Here is a 25118-nt window from a genome sequence, read left to right as displayed (position 1 = left end):
CTTCGGCCAGTGTCTACTTCTGGCGCTTGTAGAACGGCAGCGCCACGACCTCGTACGGCTCGTGACTGCCCCGGATGTCCACGCCCACGCCACTCGTGCCGGGCGCGGCGTGCGCGGCGTCGACGTAGGCCATCGCGATCGGCTTGCCGAGGGTGGGGGAGGGAGCGCCGGAGGTGACCTCGCCGATCACCTCGCCGCCGGCGACGACCGCGTACCCGGCCCGCGGGACGCGGCGGCCCTCGGCGACGAGCCCCACCAGGACGCGCGGCGGGTTCTGCTCGGCGCGGGCGGCGGCCTCGCGCAGGGCCTCGCGCCCCACGAAGTCGCCCTCCTTCTCGAACTTCACCACCCGCCCGAGCCCGGCGTCGAAGGGAGTGAGGGAGGTGGTCAGCTCGTGCCCGTACAGCGGCATGCCCGCCTCCAGGCGCAGCGTGTCGCGGCAGGAGAGACCGCACGGGACCAGGCCGACGCCCTCGCCGGCCTTGGTCAGGGCCTGCCACAGCTCGACGGCGTGCCCGGGCTTCACGAACAGCTCGAAGCCGTCCTCGCCGGTGTAGCCGGTCCGGGCGATCAGGGCCGGGACGCCCGCGACCGTGCCGGGCAGCCCGGCGTAGTACTTCAGGCCGTCGAGGTCGGCGTCGGTCAGGGACGCCAGGATCCCGGGCGACTCCGGGCCCTGGACGGCGATCAGCGCGTAGGCGTCCCGGTCGTCGCGCACCTCGGCGTCGAAACCGGCGGCGCGCTCGGTCAGCGCGTCCAGCACCACCTGGGCGTTGGAGGCGTTGGCGACGACCATGTACTCGGTCTCGCCCAGGCGGTAGACGATCAGGTCGTCCAGGATGCCGCCGTCGGCCCGGCAGATCATGGTGTAGCGGGCCCGGCCCGCCTTCACACCGCCGATGTTGCCCACCAGGGCGAAGTCCAGCAGGGCGGCGGCCTGCGGGCCGGTGACGGTGATCTCGCCCATGTGGGAGAGGTCGAAGAGGCCGGCCTTCGTGCGCACGGCGGTGTGCTCGTCGCGCTCGGAGCCGTAGCGCAGGGGCATGTCCCAGCCGGCGAAGTCGGTCATCGTCGCGCCGAGCGAACGATGCAGGGCATCGAGCGCGGTGTGACGGAGTTCTCCTGTACTGCTCACGGTCGGTCGTCTCCCAAGGCAAGGACGGGCGAGGTCGTTCCTCCCCATCTGTCATCGGAACCTGAGAGGTTCGCCATGACCGCGGGGGCCCTGACTTGCACCTTGGGTGGGGCCACGCCTCCGGTCGCACAGAGGGACGGCCCGCTTTTCAGATGTGCCTCGCCCGCGCGGTAACGGGGCCTGAGAGATTCAAGGGAGGGACTTGCTCCTTCGGCGCCCCAGCGACCACTGCTGCTGGGGACTCTCCCGCGCGGATTCAAACGGCCGGTATGCAGTTGGCGCGCACATCATTGCACGCATCCTTCCGGCGCGGCAGGGGGACCTTTTCCATGGAGTGCACGAGTCCCTCGCGCCGGACGCAGTGACCTGTAGCAGCCCTGTTGCAGGACGGGCACGTAAATGAGAGGCCTGCGGGATTACCTTCTCTTTACACTCGGCGGGGATGGGACTCCGTACCTGGCCCCAGGGGAGGACGATCACGGTGAACAGGACCACCGCGTACGCGACGACGGGCATCGCGCTGCCCGAGCAGCCGACCGCACCGGCCCGGGCGGTCCGCGCTCCGGCACCGGCGCCGGTCGTCCGCGATCTGCGCGACCGGGCCGGCCGGAGCCCGCAGGCGCTGCTGTTCGGCCCCCGCGACCTCGTCGTGGTCACGGGCCTGCCGGGCAGCGGCAAGTCCACCCTGATGCGGCGCGCCGTGCCGGGCCGGCGCATCGACTCCCAGGACACCCGCGACCGCTGGGCCCTCCGCATGCCGCGCGCCCTGCCGTACGCGCTCTACCGCCCGCTCGTCCGCCTCTCCCACTACGCCGGGCTGCGGCGCGCCCTGCGCACCGGCGAGGGCGTCGTCGTGCACGACTGCGGCACCCAGGCGTGGGTCCGCCGCTGGCTCGCCCGCGAGGCCCGCCGCCGGGGCGGCACGCTCCACCTGCTCCTCCTCGACGTCACCCCCGAGCAGGCCCTCGCCGGCCAGCGCGACCGCGGCCGCGGCGTCTCGCGCTACGCGTTCCTGCGCCACCGCGCGGCGAGCACCCGCCTGCTGCGCGCGGTGGAGCGCGGCGACCTCCCCGCCGGCTGCGCCTCGGCCGTCCTGGCCGACCGGGACGCGGCGAACAGCCTCCGCAGAATCGGCTTCACGGGCTGAGCCCGCGCGGTCGTCCACCGGACCGGCCTTCCTCCTGCCGCCCGGCGTCCGTCAGCCGTTAGCCTTTTGAGCCTCAGCAGTGGTTCCAGGCAGGCGGTAGGCAGATGGACATCCCGGCGGACTTCTCCGCGGACTTCCCGGCGCAGACGCAGATCCACCCGCACGGCGGCTGGCCCGGCAACGAGCTGGAGGAGGTGCTCTCGGCCTCCCTCGGCGCGGGACCGGCGGCCGGCGGGCGGATCGTCGAGGTGCTCGGCCGGAGCTTCGTGTGGATCCCGCTGCCCAACGGCGGCGGCCCGCACAGCGGCCCCCTCGACCTGCCCGGCATCGAGATCGACGGCCAGGCCTTCGTACCGGTGTTCAGCTCCGAGGAGCAGTTCCGCCAGGTCGCCGGTTCGCACATGTCGTACACCATCGCGCCCGCCGTGGAGTTCGCCCGCGGCCTGCCCCCGCACGCGGGGATAGCCGTCAACCCGGGCGGGGTGGTCGGCATCCCGCTGCCGCCGCCGGCCGTGGCCGAGCTGTGCCGGGCGGGCCGGACCCCGCTGGACGGCCCCGCGAGCGGCGGCCGGGTCCGCCTCTTCGAGCCCGACTGGCAGGACGACCCGGTGGACTTCCTCGCCGCCGCCTCCGCGGAGTTCGAGGCGACCGGCGTCGTCGTCACCGCCCGCCGCTGCCTCGCCGCGATCGAGACCGCCGACCCGGTGATGTTCGTCGGTGTCGAACTCTCCCAGTGGGAAGGCGACCTGCGCGTCCTCCCCCTGGACGCACTCACCCGCGCCGTCACCGCCGCCCCGGCCCCCTGGCCGGTGAACCTGGTGCTGCTGGACGTGACGGACGACCCGGTGGGCACCTGGATGCGGGACCGGGTCCGGCCGTTCTACCAGCGGTAGGGCAGCGCCTCAGGGGCGTGGGGAACTGCGCGACAAGCCAGAAACGGACCCGCACCCGCCGAACGAGGGCAACCCTCCACCCGGTGGGCGGGCTTAAGCTAGGGCACCGTCGAGGCGTTGTACGAAGGGGCGGTAAAGGTGAGCGCGAGCGGCACGGCCGCGGCCGGACAGGTCGAGCACATGCTGCGCCAGGTCACGCCCGGGCGTTACGACGCCTACGAGGCGCTCCTGCGCGCGCTCGCGACCCCGCACACCGGCCAGATCTGGATGCTCCTGTGGCACGGCCAGGCAGGCTCCCCCGACGCCCAGTACGGGAACATGGACGTCGACGGCCACGGCTACGCCCCCTGCGTGACCTCCGCCCAGGAGCTCTCCGCCAGCGGCTGGAACCGCTCGTACGAGGTGATCGACGGACTCGACGTGGCCCGCGCCCTCTACCCCGACCACTACGGCCTCTGGCTCAACCCGCACGCTCCCGGCGGCGGCGTCGGCATCCCGTGGCTCGACCTGCGCCGGATCGCCACAGGCCTGGACCGCCAGCCCGCCGGGCCCCTGCGCCTGTCCGAACCCGCCATCGAGGTCCCGCAGTTCTACGCCCTGCTCGCGCAGAACGCCCACCGCACCCCGGCCGTCCGCTCGCTGCGCCGGGCCTGGGTGCAACCCGCGCTCGGGGCGCCGTACCTCGCCGTCGGACTGGACGTGTACGACACCTCGCCCCCGGCCGTGGACTCGGTGCGCGCGATGATGCAGCAGTCCCTCGGCGCCGTACCGGACGGGCTGCCCGTGTCGACCGTCGCCATGTCCGACGAGCACGACCCGGTGGCGATGTGGCTGCGCGAGAACGCGCGCCCCTTCTACGACCGTGAGGCTCACGCCACCGCCCCGGTCCAGGCCTCGGGCTACGGCTACCCGCCGGTCCAGGGCCGGTACTGACGCTTTCGGTGCCGACCGTCGCTCTGCCGGCCGGTCGGTCGTGCGCGGATGACAGGCGGTATGGCGCGCACTATGTGCGTTTCAACGCCGTATCGTCCGGACCACGCGCCCGCGTGTCCGGATAACGGAATCCCCCAGTCGGCATCACGGTTGCGCATACTTTCTCCACCAGGCCTGGCGTGTGATCGTGAGCGCGTTGAAGACTCGCCTCTCAGGCGAAAGGCCGTCGATCCTGTGAGCGATACCGAGCTGAGGATCGACCTGACGGTGGCCGCATCATCTGCGGACGCCATGTCGAGAGCCACAGTGGATGAAGCCGCCGAAAACGGTGAGCAAGGGGGCCGGTGACCACCGGCGAGAAGGGGCAGGGCACTTGTGACGGCACCGATCGAGACCACCGGATCGCAGGCCGAGGCCCAGCCGGAGGCCGTGCTGGCGGGCGTGAAGTCCCAGCAGATCGAGGGCCGGTCCCTCGGGCAGATCGCCTGGACCCGTTTCAAGCGTGACAAGGTGGCCGTGGCCGGCGGCGTCGTGGTCGTGCTGCTCATCCTGACGGCCGCTCTCTCCCGCCCGCTGCAGTCGCTGCTGGGCCTCGACCCCAACGCCTTCCACCAGGACCTCATCGACCCCAACACCACGCTCCCCAAGGGCGACTTCGGCGGCATGAGCTGGGATCACCCGCTCGGTGTGGAGCCGAAGTTCGGGCGCGACATCCTCGCCCGCATCCTGGAGGGCTCCTGGGTCTCCCTCGTCGTCGCGTTCGGCGCGACGATGCTGTCCAATGTGATCGGCACCGTGCTCGGCCTGATCGCGGGCTACTACGGCGGGCGCGTCGACGCGGTCATCAGCCGGCTCATGGACACCTTCCTGGCCTTCCCGCTGCTGCTCTTCGCCATCGCCATCTCGGCGACGCTCCAGGGCGGCGCGTTCGGACTCGAGGGTCTCCCGCTGCACATCCTCGTGCTGATCTTCGTCATCGGCTTCTTCAACTGGCCTTACATGGGCCGCATCGTCCGCGGTCAGACGCTGGCGCTGCGTGAGCGGGAGTTCGTCGACGCCTCCCGGGGGATGGGCGCTTCCGGGCCGTACATCCTCTTCAAGGAGCTGCTGCCGAACCTGGTCGCACCGATCATCGTCTATTCGACGCTGCTCATCCCGACCAACATCCTCTTCGAAGCCTCCCTCAGCTTCCTCGGCGTGGGCATCCAGCCGCCGCAGGCGTCGTGGGGCGGCATGCTCAACCAGGCCGTCGACTTCTTCGAGGTCGATCCGCAGTACATGCTCGTCCCCGGTCTCGCCATCTTCATCACCGTACTGGCCTTCAACTTGCTCGGTGACGGCCTCCGGGACGCTCTCGACCCCCGCAGCCGCTGACGTCTGCGGTCGCGGCCGGTGCCGCGTCCAGCCCAAGTGTTCGACTTATGAAGGGGAATCCGACCATCATGCGAAGGTCAGCAATTGCCGTCGCCGCGGCCATCAGCAGCGCCAGCCTCGTGCTGGCGGGCTGCAGCAAGGCCGACGACAACGGCGACAACGACGGCAGCAAGGCCACCGCCGATGCCGCCACGAAGTCGGTCGTGAACGCCTCTACGGCAAAGGGCGGCACGGTCACCTACGCGATGTCCGACGTGCCGGACTCGTTCGACCCGGGCAACACGTACTACGCGTACATGTACAACTTCAGCCGCCTCTACGCGCGTCCGCTTCTCACCTTCAAGCCGGCCCCCGGCGAGAAGGGTAACGAGATCGTGCCCGACCTCGCGGAGTCCAAGGGCAAGTCGTCCGACGGCGGCAAGACCTGGACGTACAAGCTCCGCCAGGGCGTGAAGTACGAGGACGGCACCGAGGTCACCTCGGCGGACGTCAAGTACGCGGTGGAGCGCTCCAACTTCGCCCGTGACGTGCTCTCCCTCGGCCCGAACTACTTCGCCCAGTTCCTCGACGGCGGCGACAAGTACAAGGGCCCGTACAAGGACAAGAGCGACAAGGGCCTGGCGTCGATCGAGACGCCGGACAAGTACACGGTCACCTTCAAGCTCAAGCAGCCGTTCACGGACTTCGACTACCTGGTCACCGCCCCGCAGACGGCCCCTGTGCCGAAGGCCAAGGACACCGGCGTCGACTACACCAAGAAGATCGTCTCCTCCGGCTCGTACAAGTTCGAGAGCTACCAGGAGGGCAAGTCGGTCACCCTGGTGCGCAATCCCGAGTGGAGCGCCAAGACCGACCCGCTGCGCAAGCAGTACCCGGACAAGATCGTCGTCAACCTGAAGGTCAACCAGGCCACGATCGACAAGGACCTGATGGCCGGCACCACCACCGTGGACCTCGCGGGTCGCGGCGTGGACACGCAGACCCAGGCCCAGCTGCTCAACAACAAGGACCAGAAGGCCAACACGGACAACACCTACGGTGGCCGTCTCGTCTACGCGGCGCTCAACACCACGGTCAAGCCGTTCGACAACGTCGAGTGCCGCAAGGCCGTGCAGTACGCCATCGACAAGGTGGCCGTGCAGACCGCGCAGGGCGGCCCGGTCCGTGGTGACATCGCCTCCACGGTGCTGCCGCCCGACGTGATCGGCTACCAGAAGTTCGACGCGTACCCCACCCAGGGCAACAAGGGTGACGCCGCCAAGGCCAAGGAGCACCTGAGCGCCTGCAAGCAGCCGAAGGGCTTCAAGACCTACATCTCCGCGCGCAGCGACCGTCAGCAGGAGGTCGACGCGGCCACGGCGATCATCGACTCGCTCAAGAAGGTCGGCATCAACGCCGAGATGAAGCAGTACCCGTCCGGCAAGTACTTCACGGACTACGCCGGTGTGCCCGCATTCGCCAAGAAGCAGGGTATCGGCATCATCATGATGCAGTGGGGCGCCGACTGGCCCACCGGCTACGGCTACCTGAACCAGATCCTCAACGGCAAGGCCATCAGCGCCTCCGGTAACACCAACCTGTCGTCGTTCGACAACGCCGAGGTCAACAAGCTGCTCGACCAGGCCATCCAGAACCCCGACGAGTCGGCGCGCAACGCCTCCTACGCCGAGGCCGACAAGAAGACGATGGACGAGGCCGTCATCGTGCCGCTGACCTACTTCAAGGTCTTGCTGTACCGCTCGCCGAACGCCACCAACGTGGTCTCCTCGGCCGCCTGGAGCGGTCAGTACGACGTCCTCAACCTCGGTACGACGAAGAAGTAGCGCGAAGAGCAGCCCTGGAAGGCAGGTGAAGGCATTGGCGCCCGCGGGATTCACCCCTCGCGGGCGCCGGCGCCGGTCCCCGTGATCTCGTACATCATCCGCCGGTCGATCGCGGCAGTGATCCTGCTGCTGGTCGTCACCGCGGTCACCTTCGGCATCTTCTTCCTGCTGCCGAGACTCGCCGGGCAGAGTCCCGACCAACTGGCCGCCCAGTACATCGGAAAGAACCCCTCGCCCGAGGACATCCTGGCGGTCAAGCAGAACCTCGGGCTCGACAAGCCGGTCTACGAGCAGTACTGGGAGTTCATCAAGGGGATCGTCTCCGGCGCCACCTACAACCTCGGCCCGAGCACGGTCAAGTGTGAGCTGCCCTGCTTCGGCTACTCCTTCAAGAACCACATCGAAGTCTGGCCCCAGCTCGTGGACCGGCTGCCGGTGACCGTCTCCCTGGCCGCGGGCGCCGCCGTGCTGTGGCTGCTGTCGGGTGTCGCCGCCGGTGTGGTCTCCGCCCTCAAGCCGGGCTCGATCTTCGACCGCGCCGCGATGGGCGTGGCCCTCGCCGGTGTATCGCTCCCCATGTTCTTCACCGGCCAGCTGGCCCTGCTCGTCTTCAGCTATCAGCTGGACATCTTCGGGCGGACCTATGTGCCGTTCACCGAGAACCCGTCCCAGTGGGCCAACACCCTGTTCCTGCCGTGGTGTTCGCTGGCCCTGCTGTACTCCGCCATCTACGCGCGGCTCACCCGGTCCGGCATGCTCGAAACCATGAGCGAGGACTTCATCCGCACCGCACGGGCCAAGGGCCTGAAGGAGCGCAAGGTCGTCGTCAAACACGGCCTGAGGGCGGCGCTCACGCCGATCGTGACGGTCTTCGGCATGGACATCGGCCTGCTGCTCGGCGGCGCGGTGATCACCGAGTCGGTGTTCTCCCTGCCCGGCATCGGCCAGTACGCCGTCCAGGCCATCACCGACAACGACCTGCCGCCGATCCTGGGCGTGACCCTGCTGGCGGCCTTCTTCGTCGTGCTCTGCAACCTCGTGGTGGACGTGCTGTACGCCACCGTCGACCCGCGCGTGAGGCTCTCGTGACCGAACTGACCAAGACCGGAGCCGCTATGGGCGAGCCGACGCCCGGCGAGGAGGTCCCCCGGGCATTCCTCGATGTGCGCGACCTCAAGGTGCACTTCCCGACCGACGACGGCCTCGTCAAGTCCGTCGACGGGCTCTCCTTCCGGTTGGAGAAGGGCCAGACGCTCGGCATAGTGGGCGAGTCCGGCTCCGGCAAGTCGGTGACCTCGCTGGCCATCATGGGCCTGCACCGCCTCGGCAACCGCGGCAAGAACGTCCGGATGTCCGGCGAGATCTGGCTGGACGGCAAGGAACTCGTCTCGGCGAGCCCCGACGAGGTACGCCGGCTGCGCGGCCGCGACATGGCGATGATCTTCCAGGACCCGCTGTCCGCGATGCACCCGTACTACACGGTCGGCAACCAGATCGTCGAGGCGTACCGTGTCCACCACGACGTCGACAAGAAGACCGCCCGCAGGCGCGCTGTCGAACTCCTCGACCGCGTAGGCATCCCCGAGCCGGGCAAGCGGGTCGACAGCTACCCGCATGAGTTCTCCGGCGGTATGCGCCAGCGCGCCATGATCGCCATGGCGCTGGTCAACAACCCCGAGCTGCTGATCGCGGACGAGCCGACCACAGCGCTCGACGTGACCGTGCAGGCACAGATCCTCGACCTGATCCGGGACCTCCAGAAGGAGTTCGGCTCCGCGGTCATCATCATCACGCACGACCTCGGCGTGGTCGCCGAGATCGCCGACGACATCCTCGTGATGTACGGCGGGCGCTGCGTGGAACGCGGACCGGTCGACACGATCTTCTACCAGCCGCAGCACCCCTACACCTGGGGCCTGCTGGGCTCGATGCCGCGGATCGACCGTGAGCAGACCGACCGGCTCATCCCGGTCAAGGGCCAGCCGCCCAGCCTCATCAACGTCCCCTCGGGGTGCGCGTTCAACCCGCGCTGTCCGTATGCGGACGTCCCCAAGGGCGGGATCACCCGCACCGAGCGGCCCGAGCTGCGCGAGGTGGGTGGCAGGCACTTCACCGCCTGCCATCTGTCGCAGGAGGACCGCACCCGGATCTGGAACGAAGAGATTGCGCCGAAGCTGTGAGCGAGACCGACACCCCGGCAGGGACGACGGCCGTGACTGACGACGATGAGAAACCGCTGCTCAAGGTCGAGGGACTGGTCAAGCACTTCCCCGTCAAGAAGGGCCTGCTGCAGCGGCAGGCCGGGGCGGTCAAGGCCGTGGACGGCATCGACTTCGAAGTGCGCCGCGGTGAAACCCTCGGCGTCGTCGGCGAGTCCGGCTGCGGCAAGTCGACCATGGGCCGCCTCATCACCCGGCTTCTCGACCCCAGCGGCGGGAAGATCGAGTTCGACGGTACGGACATCACACACCTGGGCACGAGCGGCATGCGCCCGCTCCGCCGTGACGTGCAGATGATCTTCCAGGACCCGTACGGCTCGCTGAATCCCCGGCACACCATCGGCACCATCGTCTCGGCGCCGTTCAAACTGCAGGGCGTGGAGCCCGAGGGCGGCGTCAAACGGGAGGTCCAGCGCCTCCTGGAGCTGGTGGGCCTGAGCCCCGAGCACTACAACCGTTACCCGCACGAGTTCTCCGGCGGCCAGCGGCAGCGCATCGGCATCGCCCGCGCACTGGCCCTGAAGCCGCGGATGGTCGTGGCCGACGAGCCGGTCTCCGCGCTCGACGTGTCGATCCAGGCGCAGGTCGTGAACCTGATGGACGACCTCCAGGACGAGCTCGGCCTGACGTACGTGATCATCGCGCACGACCTGTCGGTGGTCCGGCACGTCTCGGACCGCATCGCGGTGATGTACCTCGGCAAAATCGTCGAGCTGGCCGACCGGGACTCGCTGTACGCCAGTCCGATGCACCCGTACACCAAGGCCCTGCTGTCGGCGGTGCCGGTCCCGGACCCGCGGCGCAGGGCGGCCAAGAGCGAGCGCATCCTGCTCAAGGGCGACGTGCCCTCGCCCATCGCCCCGCCGAGCGGCTGCCGCTTCCACACCCGGTGCTGGAAGGCGACGCAGATCTGCAAGACGACCGAGCCGCCGCTGGTGGAGCTGCGGGCCGGACAGCAGGTCGCCTGTCACCACCCGGAGAACTTCGAGGACCAGCAGCCGCAGGACACCCAACTGCTGTCGTCGGCCGCCGAGGTGGCCGCCGACAACGGCGTGGACAAGACCGCCGGCAACGGCACCGCACCCGCCGGGAAGTGAGCCCGGCCGAGCCCCCGCCCTCGCACATCAGGGCGGGGGCTCACTCGTAGGGGAAAATGCCCGTGTGCTCCAGCAACTCTTCAGCCCCTCCGTCCAGCACACGCTCGACCTGATCGGCATCTTCGTCTTCGCGATCTCCGGTGCCCTGCTGGCCGTGCGCAAGAACTTCGACGTGTTCGGCATGGCCGTCCTCGCGGAGGTCACCGCGCTGGGCGGCGGGCTGTTCCGCGACCTGGTCATCGGGGCCGTACCGCCGGCCGCCTTCACGGACCTGGGGTACTTCCTCACCCCGCTGCTCGCCACCCTCCTCGTGTTCTTCCTGCACCCCCAGGTGGAGCGCATCCAGATCGCGGTGAACGTCTTCGACGCGGCCGGTCTCGGTCTGTTCTGCGTCGCCGGCACGATCAAGGCGTACGAGTACGGGCTCGGCCTGACCGCGTCCGCCGGTCTGGGGCTGACCACCGCCGTGGGCGGCGGCGTGCTGCGGGACGTCCTCGCCAACGAGGTCCCCTCCCTGCTGCGCTGGGACCGAGACCTGTACGCGGTCCCGGCGATCGTCGGCTCCGCCCTGGTCGCCCTGTGCATCCGCTATGACGCCCTGAACCCGCTCACCAGCGGTGTCGCGGTGATCACCGCCTTCGTGCTGCGCCTGCTCGCGATGCGGTACCACTGGCGAGCTCCGCGGGCCTGGCACCGGCGGTCGACGGTGAGCGAGGAGGAACAGCCCGTCCTGCCATGACCCGGCCGATGCCCATCTGCTGGGTCAGCCAGCGGAACGCCGGGACCACCTGCGGCCGCCACAGCGCCATGTTGTGTCCGCCCGCGCTCTTCGGGATGTACACGACGTGCACGGTCGTAGGCGCCTTCGCGGCCCGTTGCATGGCCACGGCGTCCTCGTAGCCGTCGTGCGGCTGGCCGGAGAGGTACAGCGCGATCCGCGGCGGGACGGCCGACCTGCGCAGCATCAGGAGCGGGTTGTTGGCGGAACGCAGGGCCGGGCTCTGCGCGGTGAGCGAGTCGCGCTCGCCGCTCGGGTCGTTGTAGCCGGACATGCTGACGGCGGCCCGGTAGCGGTCGGGATGGGCGACGGCGAGCCTGGTCGCGCAGTGCGCCCCGGCCGAGTAGCCGGCGACGGCCCAGCCCTGCGGCGCGGGCTGGGCGCGGAAGTTGTCCATGACCATCCTGGGCACGTCGACGCTCAGCCAGGTGTCGGCGTCGACCGTGCCCGGGACGTTGGCGCAGCCGGTGTCCACCGCGGCCAGCAGGTTCGTGCGGGGCGCGACCAGGATGAACGGGGCCACCCGGCCGTCGCGCATCAGCGGCTGAAGCTGCTCGTGCGCGTCCAGCGAGCCGAACCACGCCTTCGCCGAGCCGGGGTAGCCGGGCAGCAGCTCCACGACCGGGAACCGGTGGTGCCGGTAGGCCGGTTCGCCGTACTGCGGCGGCAGCCAGACGTAGACCTCGGCGTTCACCCCCGACACCCGGCCCGCGAGCTGGGTCACCCGCACCCCGCCGGCCGCGCCCATCCCGGGTCCGGTGGCCGGCTCGAAGGTCTGGTGCACCTTGGGCAGCCGCGTGAGCGCGATGCCGCCGGTGCCGTCGGCGCCCAGATCCGCCGCCTGTTCCACGTGATCGCCGGTGCCGAGCAGGTCGGCCCAGTTGTCGTACAGGTTGTCGGCGTTGTTCACCAGGGTGAAGACCAGGGCCACGGCCGTCCCCTGCGCGAACAGCAGCATCAGCGCCCGGGCCGCGAGACGCACGGCCCGGTGCCCGCGGATGCGCGACCAGAGGACCAGGGGCAGCACCAGGGCGGCGACGGACAGGACGACCAGCGTGCAGAGGAACGGAGTTCCGGTGAGGCTCATGCCCCTACAGAGGAGCGAAGGCGTACGGGGGTTGACGGATGAGTCCGACACTTACCGAGAAATTGCCCGTGTCTCACCAAGGCGGGACCCGATCCGGGAGGGGAGCCCGTGTCCCGAGCGCCCGGTGAAAAGCTACCGCTTAGTAGTAAGTTCTTGTACTGTTCAGCCATGCCAGAAGCAGCCACCGCCCCGGCCGCCCGGGCCACGATCGGCGACAGCGAGTTCGACCGCGACACCGCGCTCACCCGCCGCGCGCCGGGCGTCTACGACATCGACCTCTCCGCCGGCTGGACGATCATCAGCGCCGTCAACGGCGGCTACCTGCTGGCCGTCCTGGGCCGCGCCCTCGCGGACGCCCTGCCGCACGCCGACCCCTTCACGATCTCGGCGCACTACCTGACCGCGTCCCAGCCCGGCCCGGCGGTCGTCCGCACGGACGTCGTCCGCACCGGTCGCACCCTGTCGACCGGCCAGGCCTCCCTCTTCCAGTACGACGAGGAGGGCCGCGAGATCGAACGCATCAGGGTCCTCGCCTCCTACGGCGACCTGGACACCCTGCCCGACGACGTGCGCACCACGGCCCGGCCGCCCGCGATCCCGCCGATGGAGCACTGCTTCGGCCCGGAGGACGGGCCCGCTCCCGTCGACGGCAGCTCGGCGATCACCGAGCGCCTGATGCTCAAGCTCGACCCGTCCACCCTCGGCTGGGCCCTCGGGCAGCCCTCCGGCAAGGGTGAGATGCGGGCCTGGTTCGGGCTCAGGGACGGGCGGGATCACGACCCGCTCTCGCTGCTGCTCGCGGTCGACGCCCTGCCGCCCACCGCCTTCGAGCTCGGCCTGAAGGGCTGGGTGCCGACCGTCGAGCTGACCGTGCACGTCCGGTGCCGCCCGGCGCCGGGCCCGCTGCGGGTGTCGATCACCACGCGCAACCTCGCCGGCGGCTTCCTCGAGGAGGACGCCGAGGTGTGGGACAGCGCGGACCGGCTGGTCGCGCAGTCCCGGCAGCTGGCGCGGGTCCGGCTGGGCTGAACTCCGCCTCGCCGGCATGCGGGCACCCGGGGGGGGGGAGAGAGAGCGGTAAGGCGCCACAGGCGCAGGAAGACGAGCCCGGCTCACCCGGGCACGGCGGGGGCGGCGCGTCCGGCGAACGGGCGCGCCGCCCCCGTCTGTCGTAAGGGTGTCAATCCAGCCAGTGGTGGCGGCCGAGGCCGATCAGCCGCATCTGGCGGGTCGCCAGCTGCGTGACGTGCCGGGTCCGGGCCGGGCGCTCCTCCTCCGGCCCCTCCAGGGCCTCCAGGAACAACGACGCCGTGCTCAGCATCTGGTCGACGTAGAGATGCGCGAGCATCAGCAGGTCGTCCTCGCTCCAGCCCTCCGAGACCGGGTCCTTGGCCAGCTCGTCCTTGACCTCCTGGGCGAACCGGGCCAGTTGGCCCCTTATCGCCTCCCGAACCGGCTGAACTCCGCCATGTCGTTCACGAGCGATGAAACGGACATGGGCGGGGTACCCGTCGACGTGACGGGCGATCAGGTCGATGGTGCGCACGATGCGTTCCTCGTGGTCGCCCGTCGTGGACACCGTCGTCCGGATCATCGGGTGCAGGCTGCCCAGCGCCTCCTCGACCAGGGCCACGCCCAGATCCGCCGTGGAGCGGAAGTGGCGGTAGAAGGCGGTCGGGGCGACACCGACGGCGCGGGTGACCTCGCGCAGTCCCAGGCTGCTGAGGCTCTGCTCCTCCAGCAGTCCGAGGGCCGCGTCGAGGAGTGCCTGCCGGGTCTTCTGCTTCTGGGCCTGCCGGATGCCGAGGGTGTGACTCATACCATGCAGTTAACAACTGTTCTCTGGAATTGGAAAGTCATGAGAGGCGTTAGACTGGGAAGTCAGTGAACAACTGTAACCACAATGGTTCACCGGAACCCTGGGGGTTGTTTCCCATGCTGTTCATCGTCGCCGCACTCCTGCTGCTGGGAGTCGTCCTGGGCACCGTGGCCCACGCGCCGCTCACCTTCTCCGTCGCCGTCGGCGCCGTCATCGCCGTCTGGCTCGGCATCTTCGCGCTCCGCGAGCGCGGCCGCCGACGCCACACGCAGGCCCACTGACGCCGCCCACCAGCCCTTCGATCCGACCTCGGGAGTCGTTCACCATGCAGCTCACCGCTCCGGCCTCGCGCCGCACCGGTATCCGCGACACCGACGGCATGGCCGTCGCGTCCTTCATCCTCGGCCTGCTCGGCCTCCTCGTGCTCAACCTCTTCCTCGGCCCGATCGCCATCGTGCTGGCGAGTGTCGCCCTGTGGCGCGGCACCGAGCGCCGCGGCCGCGCGCTGCTGGGTCTGGGCCTGGGCGTCGCCGACCTGCTGGTCCTCGCCGCCTTCATGGAGTTCGACAGCACCATCTCGTGGAGCTTCTGAGCCGCCGTCGGACGACCGTCCGCCGGCACGCCGCGGCCGGGCCCGGGGACGACGGGCCGTCGCCGCGCCGGAAAGCGGTTCACGATCGGCCGGGCTTGCTCTGAGACCGGTCGAAGGGGAGCCGTAGAATCGGGCTCACCATGGCTTACCTCGACCACGCCGCGACCACCCCGATGCTCCCGGAGGCGGTTGAGGCGTTCACCGCCCAGCTGGGTGCCACCGGCAACGCGTCCTCCCTCCACGCATCCGGCAGGCAGGCCCGCCGCACCGTCGAGGAGGCCCGCGAGACCCTCGCCGAAGCACTCGGCGCCCGCCCCAGCGAGGTCGTCTTCACCTCGGGCGGCACGGAGGCCGACAACCTCGCCGTCAAGGGCCTGTACTGGTCACGCCGCGACGCCGACCCGGCCCGCACCCGCGTCCTCGCCAGCCCCGTCGAGCACCACGCGGTCCTCGACGCCGTGCACTGGCTCGGCGAACACGAAGGCGCCACCGTCGAGTACCTGCCGGTCGACCCCCACGGCCGCGTCCATCCCGACGCCCTGCGCGAGGCGATCGCCCGCAACCCCGACGACGTGGCCCTCGCCACCGTCATGTGGGCGAACAACGAGATCGGGACGATCCTGCCGGTCCGTGAACTCGCCGAGGCGGCAGCCGAGTTCGGGGTTCCGCTGCACTCGGACGCCGTTCAGGCCTTCGGCCAGGTCCCGGTCGACTTCGCCGCCTCCGGCCTCGCCGCGATGACGGTCTCGGGCCACAAGATCGGCGGCCCCTACGGCATCGGCGCGCTGATCCTCGGCCGCGAACACACCCCCGTCCCCGTCCTGCACGGCGGCGGTCAGGAGCGGCACGTGCGCTCCGGCACCCTTGACGTGCCCGCCGTCGCCTCCTTCGCCGTCGCCGGACGTCTCGCCGCCGAGCAGCGCGAGTGGTTCGCCCGGGAGATCGGCGCCCTGCGCGACAGCCTCGTCACCGCGGTCCGCTCGGCCGTGCCGGACGCTATCCTGGGCGGCGACCCGGACCCGCACGGCCGCCTCCCCGCCAACGCGCACTTCACCTTCCCCGGCTGCGAGGGCGACTCCCTGCTGCTCCTGCTCGACGCCCAGGGCATCGAGTGCTCCACCGGCTCCGCCTGCACCGCCGGCGTCGCCCAGCCCAGCCACGTCCTCCTCGCCACCGGCACCGACCCCGACCTGGCCCGCGGCACCCTGCGCTTCTCCCTCGGCCACACCTCCACCGAGGCCGACGTCGAGGCCCTGGCCAAGGCCATCGGCCCGGCGGTGGAACGGGCCAGGGCGGCGGGACTCACCTAGGGACACGGCGCCGACGGGCCCCGGACTCAGGCCGGGCTCGTACGCGCCCGGCGTATCAGGCGCATGTACTTCTCCCAGTCCCAGTGCTGCCCCGGGTCCGTGTGGTCCGTGCCCGGGACCTCCACGTGGCCGATGATGTGCTCGCGGTCGACGGGTATGTCGTAGCGGGCGCAGATCCGGGCCGTGAGCCGGGCCGAGGCCTCGTACATCTCGTCCGTGAGGTCCTGCGGGCGGTCCACGAAACCCTCGTGCTCGATGCCGACACTGCGCTCGTTGTAGTCGCGGTTGCCCGCGTGGTACGCCACGTCCAGCTCGCGGATCATCTGCGCCACACGCCCGTCCTGCCCGACGATGTAGTGCGCGGCCGCCCTGTGCCCCGGGTCCTGGAAGGCCTTCACCGCGCTGTCGAAGCTGCCCTGGGTGACATGGACGACCACCATGTCGATGCCGTAGTCGTCCGGCCGGTCCGCACGGCGCCAGTTCGCCTCCGACGCCGCCACCCAGCGCGCGCCCGCGTAGTCGACCTCGCCCTCCTTGCGCGGCTTCTCCACGCCCGGAGTCCGCCACCACAGACGCGCCAGCTCGTCCCGGGCGAGCACGGCGGAGCCCGCCGCGGCCACCGTGCCGCCGATCAGCAGCGCGCGGCGGCCGACCTTCCGGTCGCCGTCCCTCGAAGCCTTCCGCTGTCCCATGTGATCGACAACGGATACCCGGCGGCCCCGGTTCCCGCGCCCCGTACCCTGGAAGGGTTATGACTGAGACCCCGCAGCGCCCCCGCACCCTCCGCGTCCTGGCCGCCATGTCCGGCGGAGTCGACTCCGCCGTCGCCGCCGCCCGCGCGGCCGAAGCGGGCCACGACGTGACCGGCGTCCACCTCGCGCTCTCCGCCAACCCCCAATCCTTCCGGACCGGCGCGCGGGGCTGCTGCACCATCGAGGACTCCCGCGACGCCCGCCGCGCCGCGGACGTCATCGGCATCCCGTTCTACGTCTGGGACCTCGCCGACCGCTTCCGCGAGGACGTCGTCGAGGACTTCGTCGCCGAGTACGAGGCCGGCCGTACCCCCAACCCCTGCCTGCGCTGCAACGAGAAGATCAAGTTCGCCGCGCTCCTCGACAAGGCGCTCGCGCTCGGCTTCGACGCCGTCTGCACGGGCCACTACGCCCAGGTGATCGTGCGCGAGGACGGCACCCGCGAGCTGCACCGCGCCTCCGACATGGCCAAGGACCAGTCCTACGTCCTCGGGGTGCTGGACGACCGGCAGCTCGCCCACGCGATGTTCCCGCTCGGCGACACCGTCACCACCAAGGACGAGATCCGCGCGGAGGCCGAGCGCAGGGGCCTGGCCGTGGCCAAGAAGCCCGACTCGCACGACATCTGCTTCATCGCCGACGGCGACACCCAGGGCTTCCTCGCGAACCGGCTCGGCCGCTCCGAGGGCGACATCGTCGACGAGTCCGGCACCAAGGTCGGCACCCACGAGGGCGCGTACGGATTCACCATCGGCCAGCGCAAGGGCCTGCGCATCGGCACCCCGGCCCCCGACGGCAAGCCGCGCTACGTCCTCGACATCTCGCCGGTCGACAACACGGTGACCGTCGGTCCGGCGTCCGCCCTGGACGTCAGCGCGCTCACCGCGATCAAGCCCCGCTGGTGCGGCGCCGCCCCCGCCGGCCCCGGCACCTACACGGCCCAGCTGCGTGCCCACGGCGGCGAGACCCAGGTGACCGCCGAGGTCGTGGACGGCTCCCTGGCGGTCACCTTCACCGAGCCCGTCCGCGGCGTGGCCCCCGGCCAGGCGATCGTGCTGTACGACGGCACGCGCGTGGTGGGCTCGGCGACGATCGCCTCGACCACCCGCGCGACGGCCGGCGTGGCCTGATCCGGTGCGCGGGGCCCGGGGGCCCCACGCACCCGTGCCCGTGCCCCTTCTCGTAGCGGGGGCGTGCCCCGCCTCCCCGTGCCGCACGGCTGGCGGGCGCGTGTCCCGCGTCCCGTGCCGAGTGCGGTGTCCCCGCGCCGCCCGGCTCAGTCCCGGCTGAAGAACTCGGTGAGCACCGGCGCCAGGACGTTCGGCTCGACCATGTGCGTCTGCCCCTGGAGTGCGCGGTAGGTGCCCTCGGGGACCGATTCCGCGATCGCCCGGGCCGCCTCGCGCAGCCACTCGGGGCTCGCGTCGCCCGCCACCGCCAGGACGGGGACCCCGACCGAGCCCAGCCGGGAGCGGGGGACGGTGCCGTCGCCCATCACGGCGTCGTCGTAGGCGAGGCTCGGGGCCATCGCCTCCATCCCGGCCCACATCGGCGACTGGCGGGCGCCCCGGATCATGCTCTCGGCGAGACCCGTCAGCCGCAGGAACAGTTCGACCGCGTCCCCGCGCCGGCCCTCGCCGAGCGCCTCCGTCAGCCGCCGGGTGTATTCGGCACGCTCCCTGGTGCCCTCTTCCGTCATCGCGAACGGCGTCTCGTACACGGCCACGCGCCGCACCGGCAGCCCGCTCGCCGCCGCCCGGAGCGCCAGCGCGCCGCCCGAGGAGATGCCGTAGAGCAGCGCCTCCCCGCCCACGGCCTCGATCACGGCGGCCAGGTCCTCGACCTCACGCTCCACGGCGTAGGGCGCGGTGTCACCGCTGGCGCCGCGGCCCCGCCGGTCGTACACCACGGCCTGGAAACGCTCCGACAGCGACACGGCCAGCGGCGCCAGGGTGCCGCCCGTCGACATCGCGCCGCTCACCAGGACGACCGCGGGGCCGCGTCCGGTGCTCTCGTAGGCGATGCGGGTGCCGTCGCGCGAAAGGATCTTCTTGTCCATGCTCACGCAGACTGCCGCACGGCGCGGTGTTCATCGGTGAAGCGGGCGGCGCGTCAGCCGATCAGAGCACTTCCACTTCGTAGAAGCACAGGTGGTCCTTGATCTCGGCGACGTCCGGCTTGGGGTCGGGATACGCCCAGACGAGGTCCGCCGCGTCCGGCAGCGACCAGTAGGACGCGGTGCCCTTGAACGGGCAGTGGGTCTGCGTGCCGGACGGTGTCAGCAGGTCCAGGCGCACGTCCTCGGCCGGGATGTAGTACCGCTCGGGACAGCCCGTCTCGCGCAGCACCAGCGACCGGTCGCTCTCGGCCAGCACCTGCCCGCCGTGCACCACGCGCACGCGCCCGCCGCTCCGCTCGACGGTGATGCGATGTCCTCGGGTCACGATCGCCCTCCTCGGGTAGCCGACTCCACCGGTACAGCGCAGGCTGAAGCGGAGTTCTTCCCTCGCCGCAGGAGGCACCCATGCGCGCCACGGAATCGGCCGGAAACCGCTCCCGCCTGCTCCACCAGGTCCGGTACGCCGTGCGCCACCCCGAGCGCGTGCCCGCGCACGCCCGGCGCGCGGTGCGGGACGCCTGGCTGCGGCTGCGCCACCCCGACCACATCGCGTACTACCGGGCCGTCATGGCCTCCGACGCGGCCCGCAGCCCCGAGGCGGCGGTGGGACACAACCCCTCGCGTGAACAGTGGGCGCGGATCGGCCGCATGCAGTTCGACTACCTGGTGGGCCACGGTCTCCGGCCGCACCACCGGATGCTGGAGATCGGCTGCGGCAACCTGCGCGCCGGGCGGCTGTTCATCGACCACCTCGACACCGGGCACTACTACGGCATCGACATCTCGCCGCACATCCTGCTCGCCGCCCAGGAGACCCTCGTGGCCGAGGGGCTCCAGCCCAAACTGCCCTACCTGGCGCTCGCCGGCGACCTCACCTTCGCCTTCCTGCCCGACGCCCACTTCGACGTCGTGCACGCGCACAGCGTCTTCTCGCACTCGCCGCTGCACGTCATCGAGGAGTGCTTCGCCCACGTCGGCCGGATCCTCGCGCCCGGCGGTTTCTTCGACTTCACCTTCGACCGCACCGAGGGCGAGGAACACCAGGTCCTGCACGAGGACTTCTACTACCGGACGCGGACCCTCACCGACCTCGCCGCCAGGAACGGGCTGGACGCCCGGTTCATGGACGACTGGGAGCGCCTGCCGCACCGGCAGTCGAAAATGCGGGTCACCGCGACGGGGGACCGGGCCCGTACGGTGGGCTCATGAACATCTGTGTCTTCCTGTCCGCCGCCGACCTCGACGAGCGCTACACCCGCCCCGCGCGGGAGTTCGCCGAACTGCTGGGCAAGGGCGGCCACACGCTCGTCTGGGGCGGCTCCGACGTCGGCCTCATGAAGGTGGTCGCCGACGGAGTGCAGGAGGCGGGCGGCCGGCTGGCCGGTGTCTCCGTTCAGTTCCTCGCGGCCAAGGCCCGCCCGGGCGTCGACGAGATGGTCGTCGCCAAGGACCTCGCCGAGCGCAAGAAGCTGCTGCTGGAGAAGGCCGACGCCGTGGTGATCATGGTCGGCGGTACGGGCACGCTCGACGAGGCGACCGAGATCCTGGAGCTGAAGAAGCACGGGCACACCGACAAGCCGGTGGTCCTGCTCAACACCGCGGGGTTCTACGACGGCCTGAAGGAGCAGTTCCGCCGCATGGACACCGAGGGCTTCCTGCCCCGGCCGCTCACCGACCTGGTGTTCTTCGCCGAGGAGCCGGTGGGGGCGCTGGCGTACCTGGAGGAGAGCCAGGGCATCGAATGAGCCGTCCGGGGTGCGCGCATCGCGGGCGGACCCGGGTGTCGCGTGAGTCGTCCGTGATGGGCGCAGGGCGGGGGCCCGGGTGTCGCGTGAGCCGTCCGGGGTGCGCGCATCGCGGGCGGACCCGGGTGCCGCGCGAGCCGTCCGTGACGGGCGCAGGGCGGGGGCCCGGGTGTCGCGTGAGCCGTCCGGGGTGCGCGCATCGCGGGCGGACCCGGGTGCCGCGTGAGCCGTCCGTGAGCGCGCACGGTGGGGGAGCCGGGGCACCGGGGAAGGCGGTGCCGATGCGAGCATGGCGGGCATGGCTACTCATGTGATCACCGGAGCCGGCTCCGGCATCGGCGCGGCCGTGGCCCGCCGCCTGCACGCGCGCGGGGACGAGCTCGTGCTGCACGCGCGTGACGCGGGCCGCGCCAAGGAACTGGCGGCCGAGTTCCCCGGGACCAGGACCCTGGTCGGAGACCTCGACGACCCGGACCGGCTCTCCTGGGCCTTCTCCCACCAGTCGCTGCCGGACCGCGTGGACTCGCTGCTGCACATCGCCGGCGTCGTCGACCTCGGCCCGGTCGGCGAGCTCACCCCGAAGACCTGGCGCCACCAGCTCAACGTCAACCTGATCGCCCCCGCCGAGCTGACCCGCCACTTCCTGCCCCAACTGCGCGCCGCCCGCGGCCATGTGCTCTTCGTCAACTCCGGCGCCGGCCTCAACGCCCACGCCGGCTGGTCCGCGTACGCCGCCTCCAAGCACGGCCTGAAGGCCCTTGCCGACTCCCTGCGCCACGAGGAGCACGGCAACGGCATCCGCGTCACCTCGGTCTACCCCGGCCGCACCGCCAGTCCCATGCAGGCCAAGGTCCACCAGCAGGAGGGCAAGGAGTACGACGCCTCGCGGTGGATCGACCCGGAGTCGGTCGCCACGACGATCGTCATGGCCCTGGACCTGCCGCGCGACGCGGAGGTCAACGACCTGACGGTGCGCCCGGGAGGCTGACCCCGGCGCAGGCGCTGCGTAGGCTTCTCCGGTGAGTGAAAACAGCCAGTTCAGGTTCGGCGGCGCCACCGGTGTGGGATCCATGCCGGGCGGCGCCCGTGAGGCCGCCAAGACCGTCACCGGCACCTTCGAGGACTTCCCCTTCCTGCCCGAACTGCCCGCCCGGGGACCCGGCGCGGACATGATCGGACGGACCGCCGGCCTGCTCGTCGAGCTGTACGCGCGCGTGGAGCCCAGCGGATGGCGGATCGGGGACCGGCCGGGGCGCGACACCAAGCGGGCCCGCTCCTGGCTCGGTGAGGACCTCGACGCGCTGGAGGAGTTCACGCAGGACTACGAGGGGCCGCTGAAGGTCCAGGCCGTCGGCCCCTGGACCCTCGCGGCCAACCTGGAGCTGCGGGGCGGGGAGGCGGCCCTCTCCGACCCCGGCGCCTGCCGCGACCTCGCCGCCTCCCTCGCCGAGGGACTGCGCGAGCACCTGGCCGAGGTGCGGCGGCGGATCCCCGGCGCGCAGCTCGTCCTCCAGCTCGACGAGCCGTCCCTCACCGCCGTGCTGCGCGGCCGGGTGAGGACCGCCAGCGGCTACCGCACCCACCGGGCCGTCGACCGGCAGGTCGTCGAGCAGACGCTGCGTGACCTCGCCGGGGTGCACGGGGCGGGGCCGGTCGTGGTCCACTCCTGCGCCCCGGACGTGCCGTTCGCCCTGCTGCGCCGGGCCGGAGCGGCCGCCGTCTCCTTCGACTTCTCGCTGCTCACCGAGCGTGACGACGATGCGATCGGGGAGGCTGTGGAGGCCGGGACCCGGCTCTTCACCGGTGTCGTCCCGGGCACCGAGGGTCCATTGTCAGACCCTGCCGGTAGCGTCATGGGTGTCAGGACGCTGTGGCGCAGGCTGGGGCTGTCTCCGGGGCTTCTCGCGGAGGCGGTCACGGTCACCCCGGCGTGCGGACTGGCGGGGGCCTCCCCGGGGTACGCGCGCACGGCTCTCGCGCACTGCGCCCGGGCGGCGAGATCCCTCGCGGACAACCCAGAGTAACGGGAGGACGACACGGTGGCCGGCGACAAGCAAGCGGAGACGACGACGGTGCCCGCCGAGGCACGGGAGAAGCACGCGCGCCTCGCGGAGCAGATCGAGGAGCACCGCTTCCGCTACTACGTGAAGGACGCTCCCGTCGTCAGCGACGCGGAGTTCGACCAGCTGCTGCGTTCACTGGAGGCGCTGGAGGAGGAGCACCCGGAGCTGCGCACCCCGGACTCGCCGACCCAGAAGGTCTCGGGGTCCTACGAGACGGAGTTCACGGCGGTCGAGCACCGCCAGCGCATGCTCTCCCTCGACAACACCTTCAACGACGAGGAGATGGCCGCCTGGACGGAGCGCATCGCCAGGGAACTGGGTGAGCAGGAGTACCACTTCCTGTGCGAGCTGAAGGTCGACGGCCTCGCCGTGAACCTCACCTATGAGCACGGCCGCCTCACCCGCGCGGCCACCCGCGGTGACGGCCGCACCGGCGAGGACATCACGCCGAACGTGCGGACGGTCGCGGAGATCCCCGACCGCCTCAAGGGCGACGACGTCCCCGACCTCGTGGAGATCCGCGGCGAGGTCTACTTCCCGATGGAGAAGTTCCAGGAGCTCAACGCCCGTCTGGTCGAGGCCGGTGACAAGCCCTTCGCCAACCCGCGCAACGCGGCGGCCGGTTCCCTGCGCCAGAAGGACCCGCGCGTCACCGCCACCCGGCCCCTGCACATGGTGGTCCACGGCATCGGCGCCCTGGAGGGCTTCACGGGCCTGACCCGCCTCTCCCAGGCCTACGACCTGCTCAAGACCTGGGGCCTGCCCACCTCCCGGCACAACAAGGTGGTCGACGGCCTGGCAGGCATCCGGGAGTTCATCGCCTACTTCGGCGAGAACCGCCACTCCGTGGAGCACGAGATCGACGGTGTGGTCGTCAAGCTGGACCAGATCCCCCTCCAGGGCCGCCTCGGCTCCACCTCGCGCGCCCCGCGCTGGGCCATCGCGTACAAGTACGCGCCGGAGGAGGTCAACACCAAGCTGGTCAACATCCGCGTGGGCGTGGGCCGCACCGGCCGTGTCACCCCGTACGCCCAGGTCGAGCCGGTCACGGTGGCCGGCTCCGAGGTCGAGTTCGCCACGCTGCACAACCAGGACGTGGTCAAGGCCAAGGGTGTCCTCATCGGGGATACGGTCGTGCTGCGCAAGGCCGGTGACGTCATCCCCGAGATCCTCGGCCCCGTCGCCGACCTGCGCGACGGCACCGAGCGCGAGTTCGTGATGCCGAGCGAGTGCCCCGAGTGCGGCACGGCGCTGCGGCCCATGAAGGAGGGCGACGTCGACCTGCGCTGCCCCAACGCCCGTACCTGTCCGGCCCAGTTGCGCGAGCGCCTGTTCTACCTCGCCGGTCGCAAGGCCCTGGACATCGAGCACTTCGGCTATGTCGCCGCGGCCGCCCTCACCGCCCCGCTGGAGCCCGAGACACCGCCGCTGGTCGACGAGGGCGACCTCTTCGACCTCACCATCGAGCAGCTGCTGCCCATCAAGGCGTACGTCCTCGACCCGGACAGCGGCCTGCCCAAGCGCGACCCGAAGACCGGTGAGGAGAAGATCGCCACGATCTTCGCGAACCAGCAGGGCGAGCCCCGCAAGAACGCGGTCGCCATGCTGGAGAACATCGCGGCGGCCAAGGAGCGCCCCCTGGCCCGCGTCATCACCAGCCTGTCGATCCGTCACGTCGGGCCCGTCGCCGCCGAGGCACTGGCCCGCGAGTTCCGCTCGATCGAGCGCATCGACCAGGCCACGGAGGAGGAGCTGGCGGTCACCGAGGGCGTCGGCCCGACCATCGCCGCCTCCCTCAAGCAGTGGTTCGCCGAGGACTGGCACCGCGACATCATCCGCAAGTGGAAGGCCGCCGGCGTCCGTATGGAGGCCGAGAGCACCGGCGAGGACGAGGGGCCGCGCCCGCTCGAAGGCCTCACCGTCGTCGTCACCGGCACGCTCGATCACTTCACGAGGGACGGCGCCAAGGAGGCGCTGCAGAGCCGCGGAGCGAAGGTGACCGGCTCGGTTTCGAAGAAGACGTCGTTCGTCGTGGTCGGTGACAGCCCCGGATCGAAGTACGACAAGGCGATGCAGCTGAAGGTGCCGGTCCTGAACGAGGAAGGGTTCGGCGTCCTGCTGGAGCAGGGACCGGACGCGGCGGCCGAAGTCGCTCTTTCGGCCGAGGAGTAGCGGTTGAAGGCCACCCGTTCGGCGCATACCAGATGCATACGGGTGGCCGGGGCGCATTCG

25 protein-coding genes and 1 riboswitch are annotated in these 25118 nt (G+C 71.0%); of the genes, 19 read left to right on the top strand and 6 right to left on the bottom strand.

Annotated elements, in window-relative coordinates:
• Nucleotides 1-13: 13 nt before the first annotated feature.
• Nucleotides 14-1135, bottom strand: coding sequence for a glycine cleavage system aminomethyltransferase GcvT (gcvT, locus tag AB0F04_RS26830; RefSeq protein WP_362045405.1), 1122 nt, complete (start codon nt 1133-1135; stop codon nt 14-16).
• A gap of 158 nt (nt 1136-1293) precedes the next feature.
• Nucleotides 1294-1394, bottom strand: a riboswitch (glycine riboswitch).
• A 222-nt stretch (nt 1395-1616) separates the two neighbouring features.
• Between gcvT and AB0F04_RS26825 the strand changes: the two genes are divergently transcribed.
• From AB0F04_RS26825 to AB0F04_RS26785, 9 genes are all read left to right on the top strand, one after another.
• Nucleotides 1617-2282 carry an AAA family ATPase gene (locus AB0F04_RS26825; RefSeq protein ID WP_362045402.1) on the top strand — a complete coding sequence of 222 codons (666 nt, stop codon included), beginning with the start codon at nt 1617-1619 and terminating at the stop codon, nt 2280-2282.
• Between the two features lie 104 nt (nt 2283-2386).
• Nucleotides 2387-3175 carry an enhanced serine sensitivity protein SseB gene (locus AB0F04_RS26820; RefSeq protein ID WP_362045399.1) on the top strand — a complete coding sequence of 263 codons (789 nt, stop codon included), beginning with the start codon at nt 2387-2389 and terminating at the stop codon, nt 3173-3175.
• Nucleotides 3176-3313: 138 nt separating this feature from the next.
• A complete protein-coding gene (locus tag AB0F04_RS26815) occupies nt 3314-4108 on the top strand; it encodes an enhanced serine sensitivity protein SseB C-terminal domain-containing protein (RefSeq protein ID WP_362045397.1) in 795 nt (264 codons plus the stop codon).
• A gap of 375 nt (nt 4109-4483) precedes the next feature.
• Nucleotides 4484-5482: an ABC transporter permease gene (locus tag AB0F04_RS26810; protein WP_362045394.1), complete on the top strand. Its 999-nt coding sequence runs from the start codon at nt 4484-4486 to the stop codon at nt 5480-5482.
• 68 nt (nt 5483-5550) lie between these two features.
• Nucleotides 5551-7305 (top strand): ABC transporter substrate-binding protein, encoded by a 1755-nt coding sequence (locus tag AB0F04_RS26805; RefSeq protein ID WP_362045391.1) that lies wholly within the window; start codon nt 5551-5553, stop codon nt 7303-7305.
• A gap of 81 nt (nt 7306-7386) precedes the next feature.
• Nucleotides 7387-8394, top strand: a complete 1008-nt coding sequence (locus AB0F04_RS26800; RefSeq protein ID WP_362045388.1) for an ABC transporter permease — start codon at nt 7387-7389, stop codon at nt 8392-8394.
• Entirely contained in the window at nt 8391-9485 is a 1095-nt protein-coding gene (locus AB0F04_RS26795) for an ABC transporter ATP-binding protein (protein WP_362045385.1), read from the top strand. The genes AB0F04_RS26800 and AB0F04_RS26795 overlap by 4 nt, the downstream gene beginning before the upstream one ends.
• A gap of 32 nt (nt 9486-9517) precedes the next feature.
• On the top strand, nt 9518-10621 hold the full coding sequence (locus tag AB0F04_RS26790) for a dipeptide ABC transporter ATP-binding protein (protein WP_362045382.1): 1104 nt from the start codon (nt 9518-9520) through the stop codon (nt 10619-10621).
• Nucleotides 10622-10685: 64 nt separating this feature from the next.
• Entirely contained in the window at nt 10686-11360 is a 675-nt protein-coding gene (locus AB0F04_RS26785; protein ID WP_362045379.1) for a trimeric intracellular cation channel family protein, read from the top strand.
• Here the strand turns inward: AB0F04_RS26785 and AB0F04_RS26780 are convergent.
• The gene (locus AB0F04_RS26780) at nt 11251-12486 is read right to left on the bottom strand and encodes an alpha/beta hydrolase-fold protein (RefSeq protein WP_362045376.1); all 1236 of its coding nucleotides are present in this window, start codon (nt 12484-12486) and stop codon (nt 11251-11253) included. The two genes, AB0F04_RS26785 and AB0F04_RS26780, sit on opposite strands and share 110 nt — an antisense overlap.
• A 168-nt stretch (nt 12487-12654) precedes the next feature.
• On the opposite strand from AB0F04_RS26780, the gene AB0F04_RS26775 reads away from it, so the two are divergent.
• Nucleotides 12655-13515 (top strand): thioesterase family protein, encoded by an 861-nt coding sequence (locus tag AB0F04_RS26775; RefSeq protein ID WP_362045373.1) that lies wholly within the window; start codon nt 12655-12657, stop codon nt 13513-13515.
• Nucleotides 13516-13666: 151 nt separating this feature from the next.
• Here the strand turns inward: AB0F04_RS26775 and AB0F04_RS26770 are convergent, their stop codons facing one another.
• On the bottom strand, nt 13667-14305 hold the full coding sequence (locus AB0F04_RS26770; protein WP_362045370.1) for a TetR family transcriptional regulator: 639 nt from the start codon (nt 14303-14305) through the stop codon (nt 13667-13669).
• 116 nt (nt 14306-14421) lie between these two features.
• Here AB0F04_RS26770 and AB0F04_RS26765 point away from each other — a divergent pair, with 116 nt between their 5' ends.
• The 3 genes from AB0F04_RS26765 to AB0F04_RS26755 all read left to right on the top strand — a co-directional run bounded on the left by AB0F04_RS26765 (nt 14422) and on the right by AB0F04_RS26755 (nt 16207).
• Nucleotides 14422-14586: a hypothetical protein gene (locus tag AB0F04_RS26765; protein WP_031103608.1), complete on the top strand. Its 165-nt coding sequence runs from the start codon at nt 14422-14424 to the stop codon at nt 14584-14586.
• 44 nt (nt 14587-14630) lie between these two features.
• Nucleotides 14631-14897: a hypothetical protein gene (locus AB0F04_RS26760; RefSeq protein ID WP_031103607.1), complete on the top strand. Its 267-nt coding sequence runs from the start codon at nt 14631-14633 to the stop codon at nt 14895-14897.
• Between the two features lie 140 nt (nt 14898-15037).
• On the top strand, nt 15038-16207 hold the full coding sequence (locus AB0F04_RS26755; protein ID WP_362045366.1) for a cysteine desulfurase family protein: 1170 nt from the start codon (nt 15038-15040) through the stop codon (nt 16205-16207).
• A 26-nt stretch (nt 16208-16233) separates the two neighbouring features.
• Here AB0F04_RS26755 and AB0F04_RS26750 read toward each other — a convergent pair whose 3' ends face one another.
• Nucleotides 16234-16899 (bottom strand): peptidoglycan recognition family protein, encoded by a 666-nt coding sequence (locus AB0F04_RS26750; protein WP_362045363.1) that lies wholly within the window; start codon nt 16897-16899, stop codon nt 16234-16236.
• Between the two features lie 59 nt (nt 16900-16958).
• Between AB0F04_RS26750 and mnmA the strand changes: the two genes are divergently transcribed.
• Nucleotides 16959-18089 (top strand): tRNA 2-thiouridine(34) synthase MnmA, encoded by a 1131-nt coding sequence (gene mnmA / locus AB0F04_RS26745; protein WP_362045361.1) that lies wholly within the window; start codon nt 16959-16961, stop codon nt 18087-18089.
• A gap of 146 nt (nt 18090-18235) precedes the next feature.
• Here the strand turns inward: mnmA and AB0F04_RS26740 are convergent, their stop codons facing one another.
• Together AB0F04_RS26740 and AB0F04_RS26735 are read right to left on the bottom strand one after the other, a co-directional pair.
• Nucleotides 18236-19018 (bottom strand): alpha/beta fold hydrolase, encoded by a 783-nt coding sequence (locus AB0F04_RS26740; RefSeq protein WP_362045358.1) that lies wholly within the window; start codon nt 19016-19018, stop codon nt 18236-18238.
• A 61-nt stretch (nt 19019-19079) separates the two neighbouring features.
• Nucleotides 19080-19403 carry a DUF427 domain-containing protein gene (locus tag AB0F04_RS26735; protein ID WP_362045355.1) on the bottom strand — a complete coding sequence of 108 codons (324 nt, stop codon included), beginning with the start codon at nt 19401-19403 and terminating at the stop codon, nt 19080-19082.
• 80 nt (nt 19404-19483) lie between these two features.
• On the opposite strand from AB0F04_RS26735, the gene AB0F04_RS26730 reads away from it, so the two are divergent.
• The 5 genes from AB0F04_RS26730 (at nt 19484) to ligA (ending at nt 25058) form a co-directional block, all read left to right on the top strand.
• Nucleotides 19484-20287 (top strand): class I SAM-dependent methyltransferase, encoded by an 804-nt coding sequence (locus AB0F04_RS26730; protein WP_362045352.1) that lies wholly within the window; start codon nt 19484-19486, stop codon nt 20285-20287.
• A complete protein-coding gene (locus tag AB0F04_RS26725) occupies nt 20284-20823 on the top strand; it encodes a TIGR00730 family Rossman fold protein (protein ID WP_362045349.1) in 540 nt (179 codons plus the stop codon). The genes AB0F04_RS26730 and AB0F04_RS26725 overlap by 4 nt, the downstream gene beginning before the upstream one ends.
• 289 nt (nt 20824-21112) lie before the next feature.
• The gene (locus AB0F04_RS26720; RefSeq protein WP_362045346.1) at nt 21113-21811 is read left to right on the top strand and encodes an SDR family oxidoreductase; all 699 of its coding nucleotides are present in this window, start codon (nt 21113-21115) and stop codon (nt 21809-21811) included.
• 31 nt (nt 21812-21842) lie between these two features.
• Nucleotides 21843-22847, top strand: coding sequence for a methionine synthase (locus AB0F04_RS26715; protein ID WP_362045344.1), 1005 nt, complete (start codon nt 21843-21845; stop codon nt 22845-22847).
• Nucleotides 22848-22862: 15 nt separating this feature from the next.
• Entirely contained in the window at nt 22863-25058 is a 2196-nt protein-coding gene (gene ligA / locus AB0F04_RS26710) for an NAD-dependent DNA ligase LigA (RefSeq protein ID WP_362045341.1), read from the top strand.
• The last annotated feature ends 60 nt before the right edge of the window (nt 25059-25118 follow it).

It is taken from the genome of Streptomyces sp. NPDC029041, from assembly GCF_040637515.1.
Taxonomy (GTDB): Bacteria; Actinomycetota; Actinomycetes; order Streptomycetales; family Streptomycetaceae; genus Streptomyces.
This window is presented reverse-complemented; position numbering and strand designations above follow the sequence as displayed.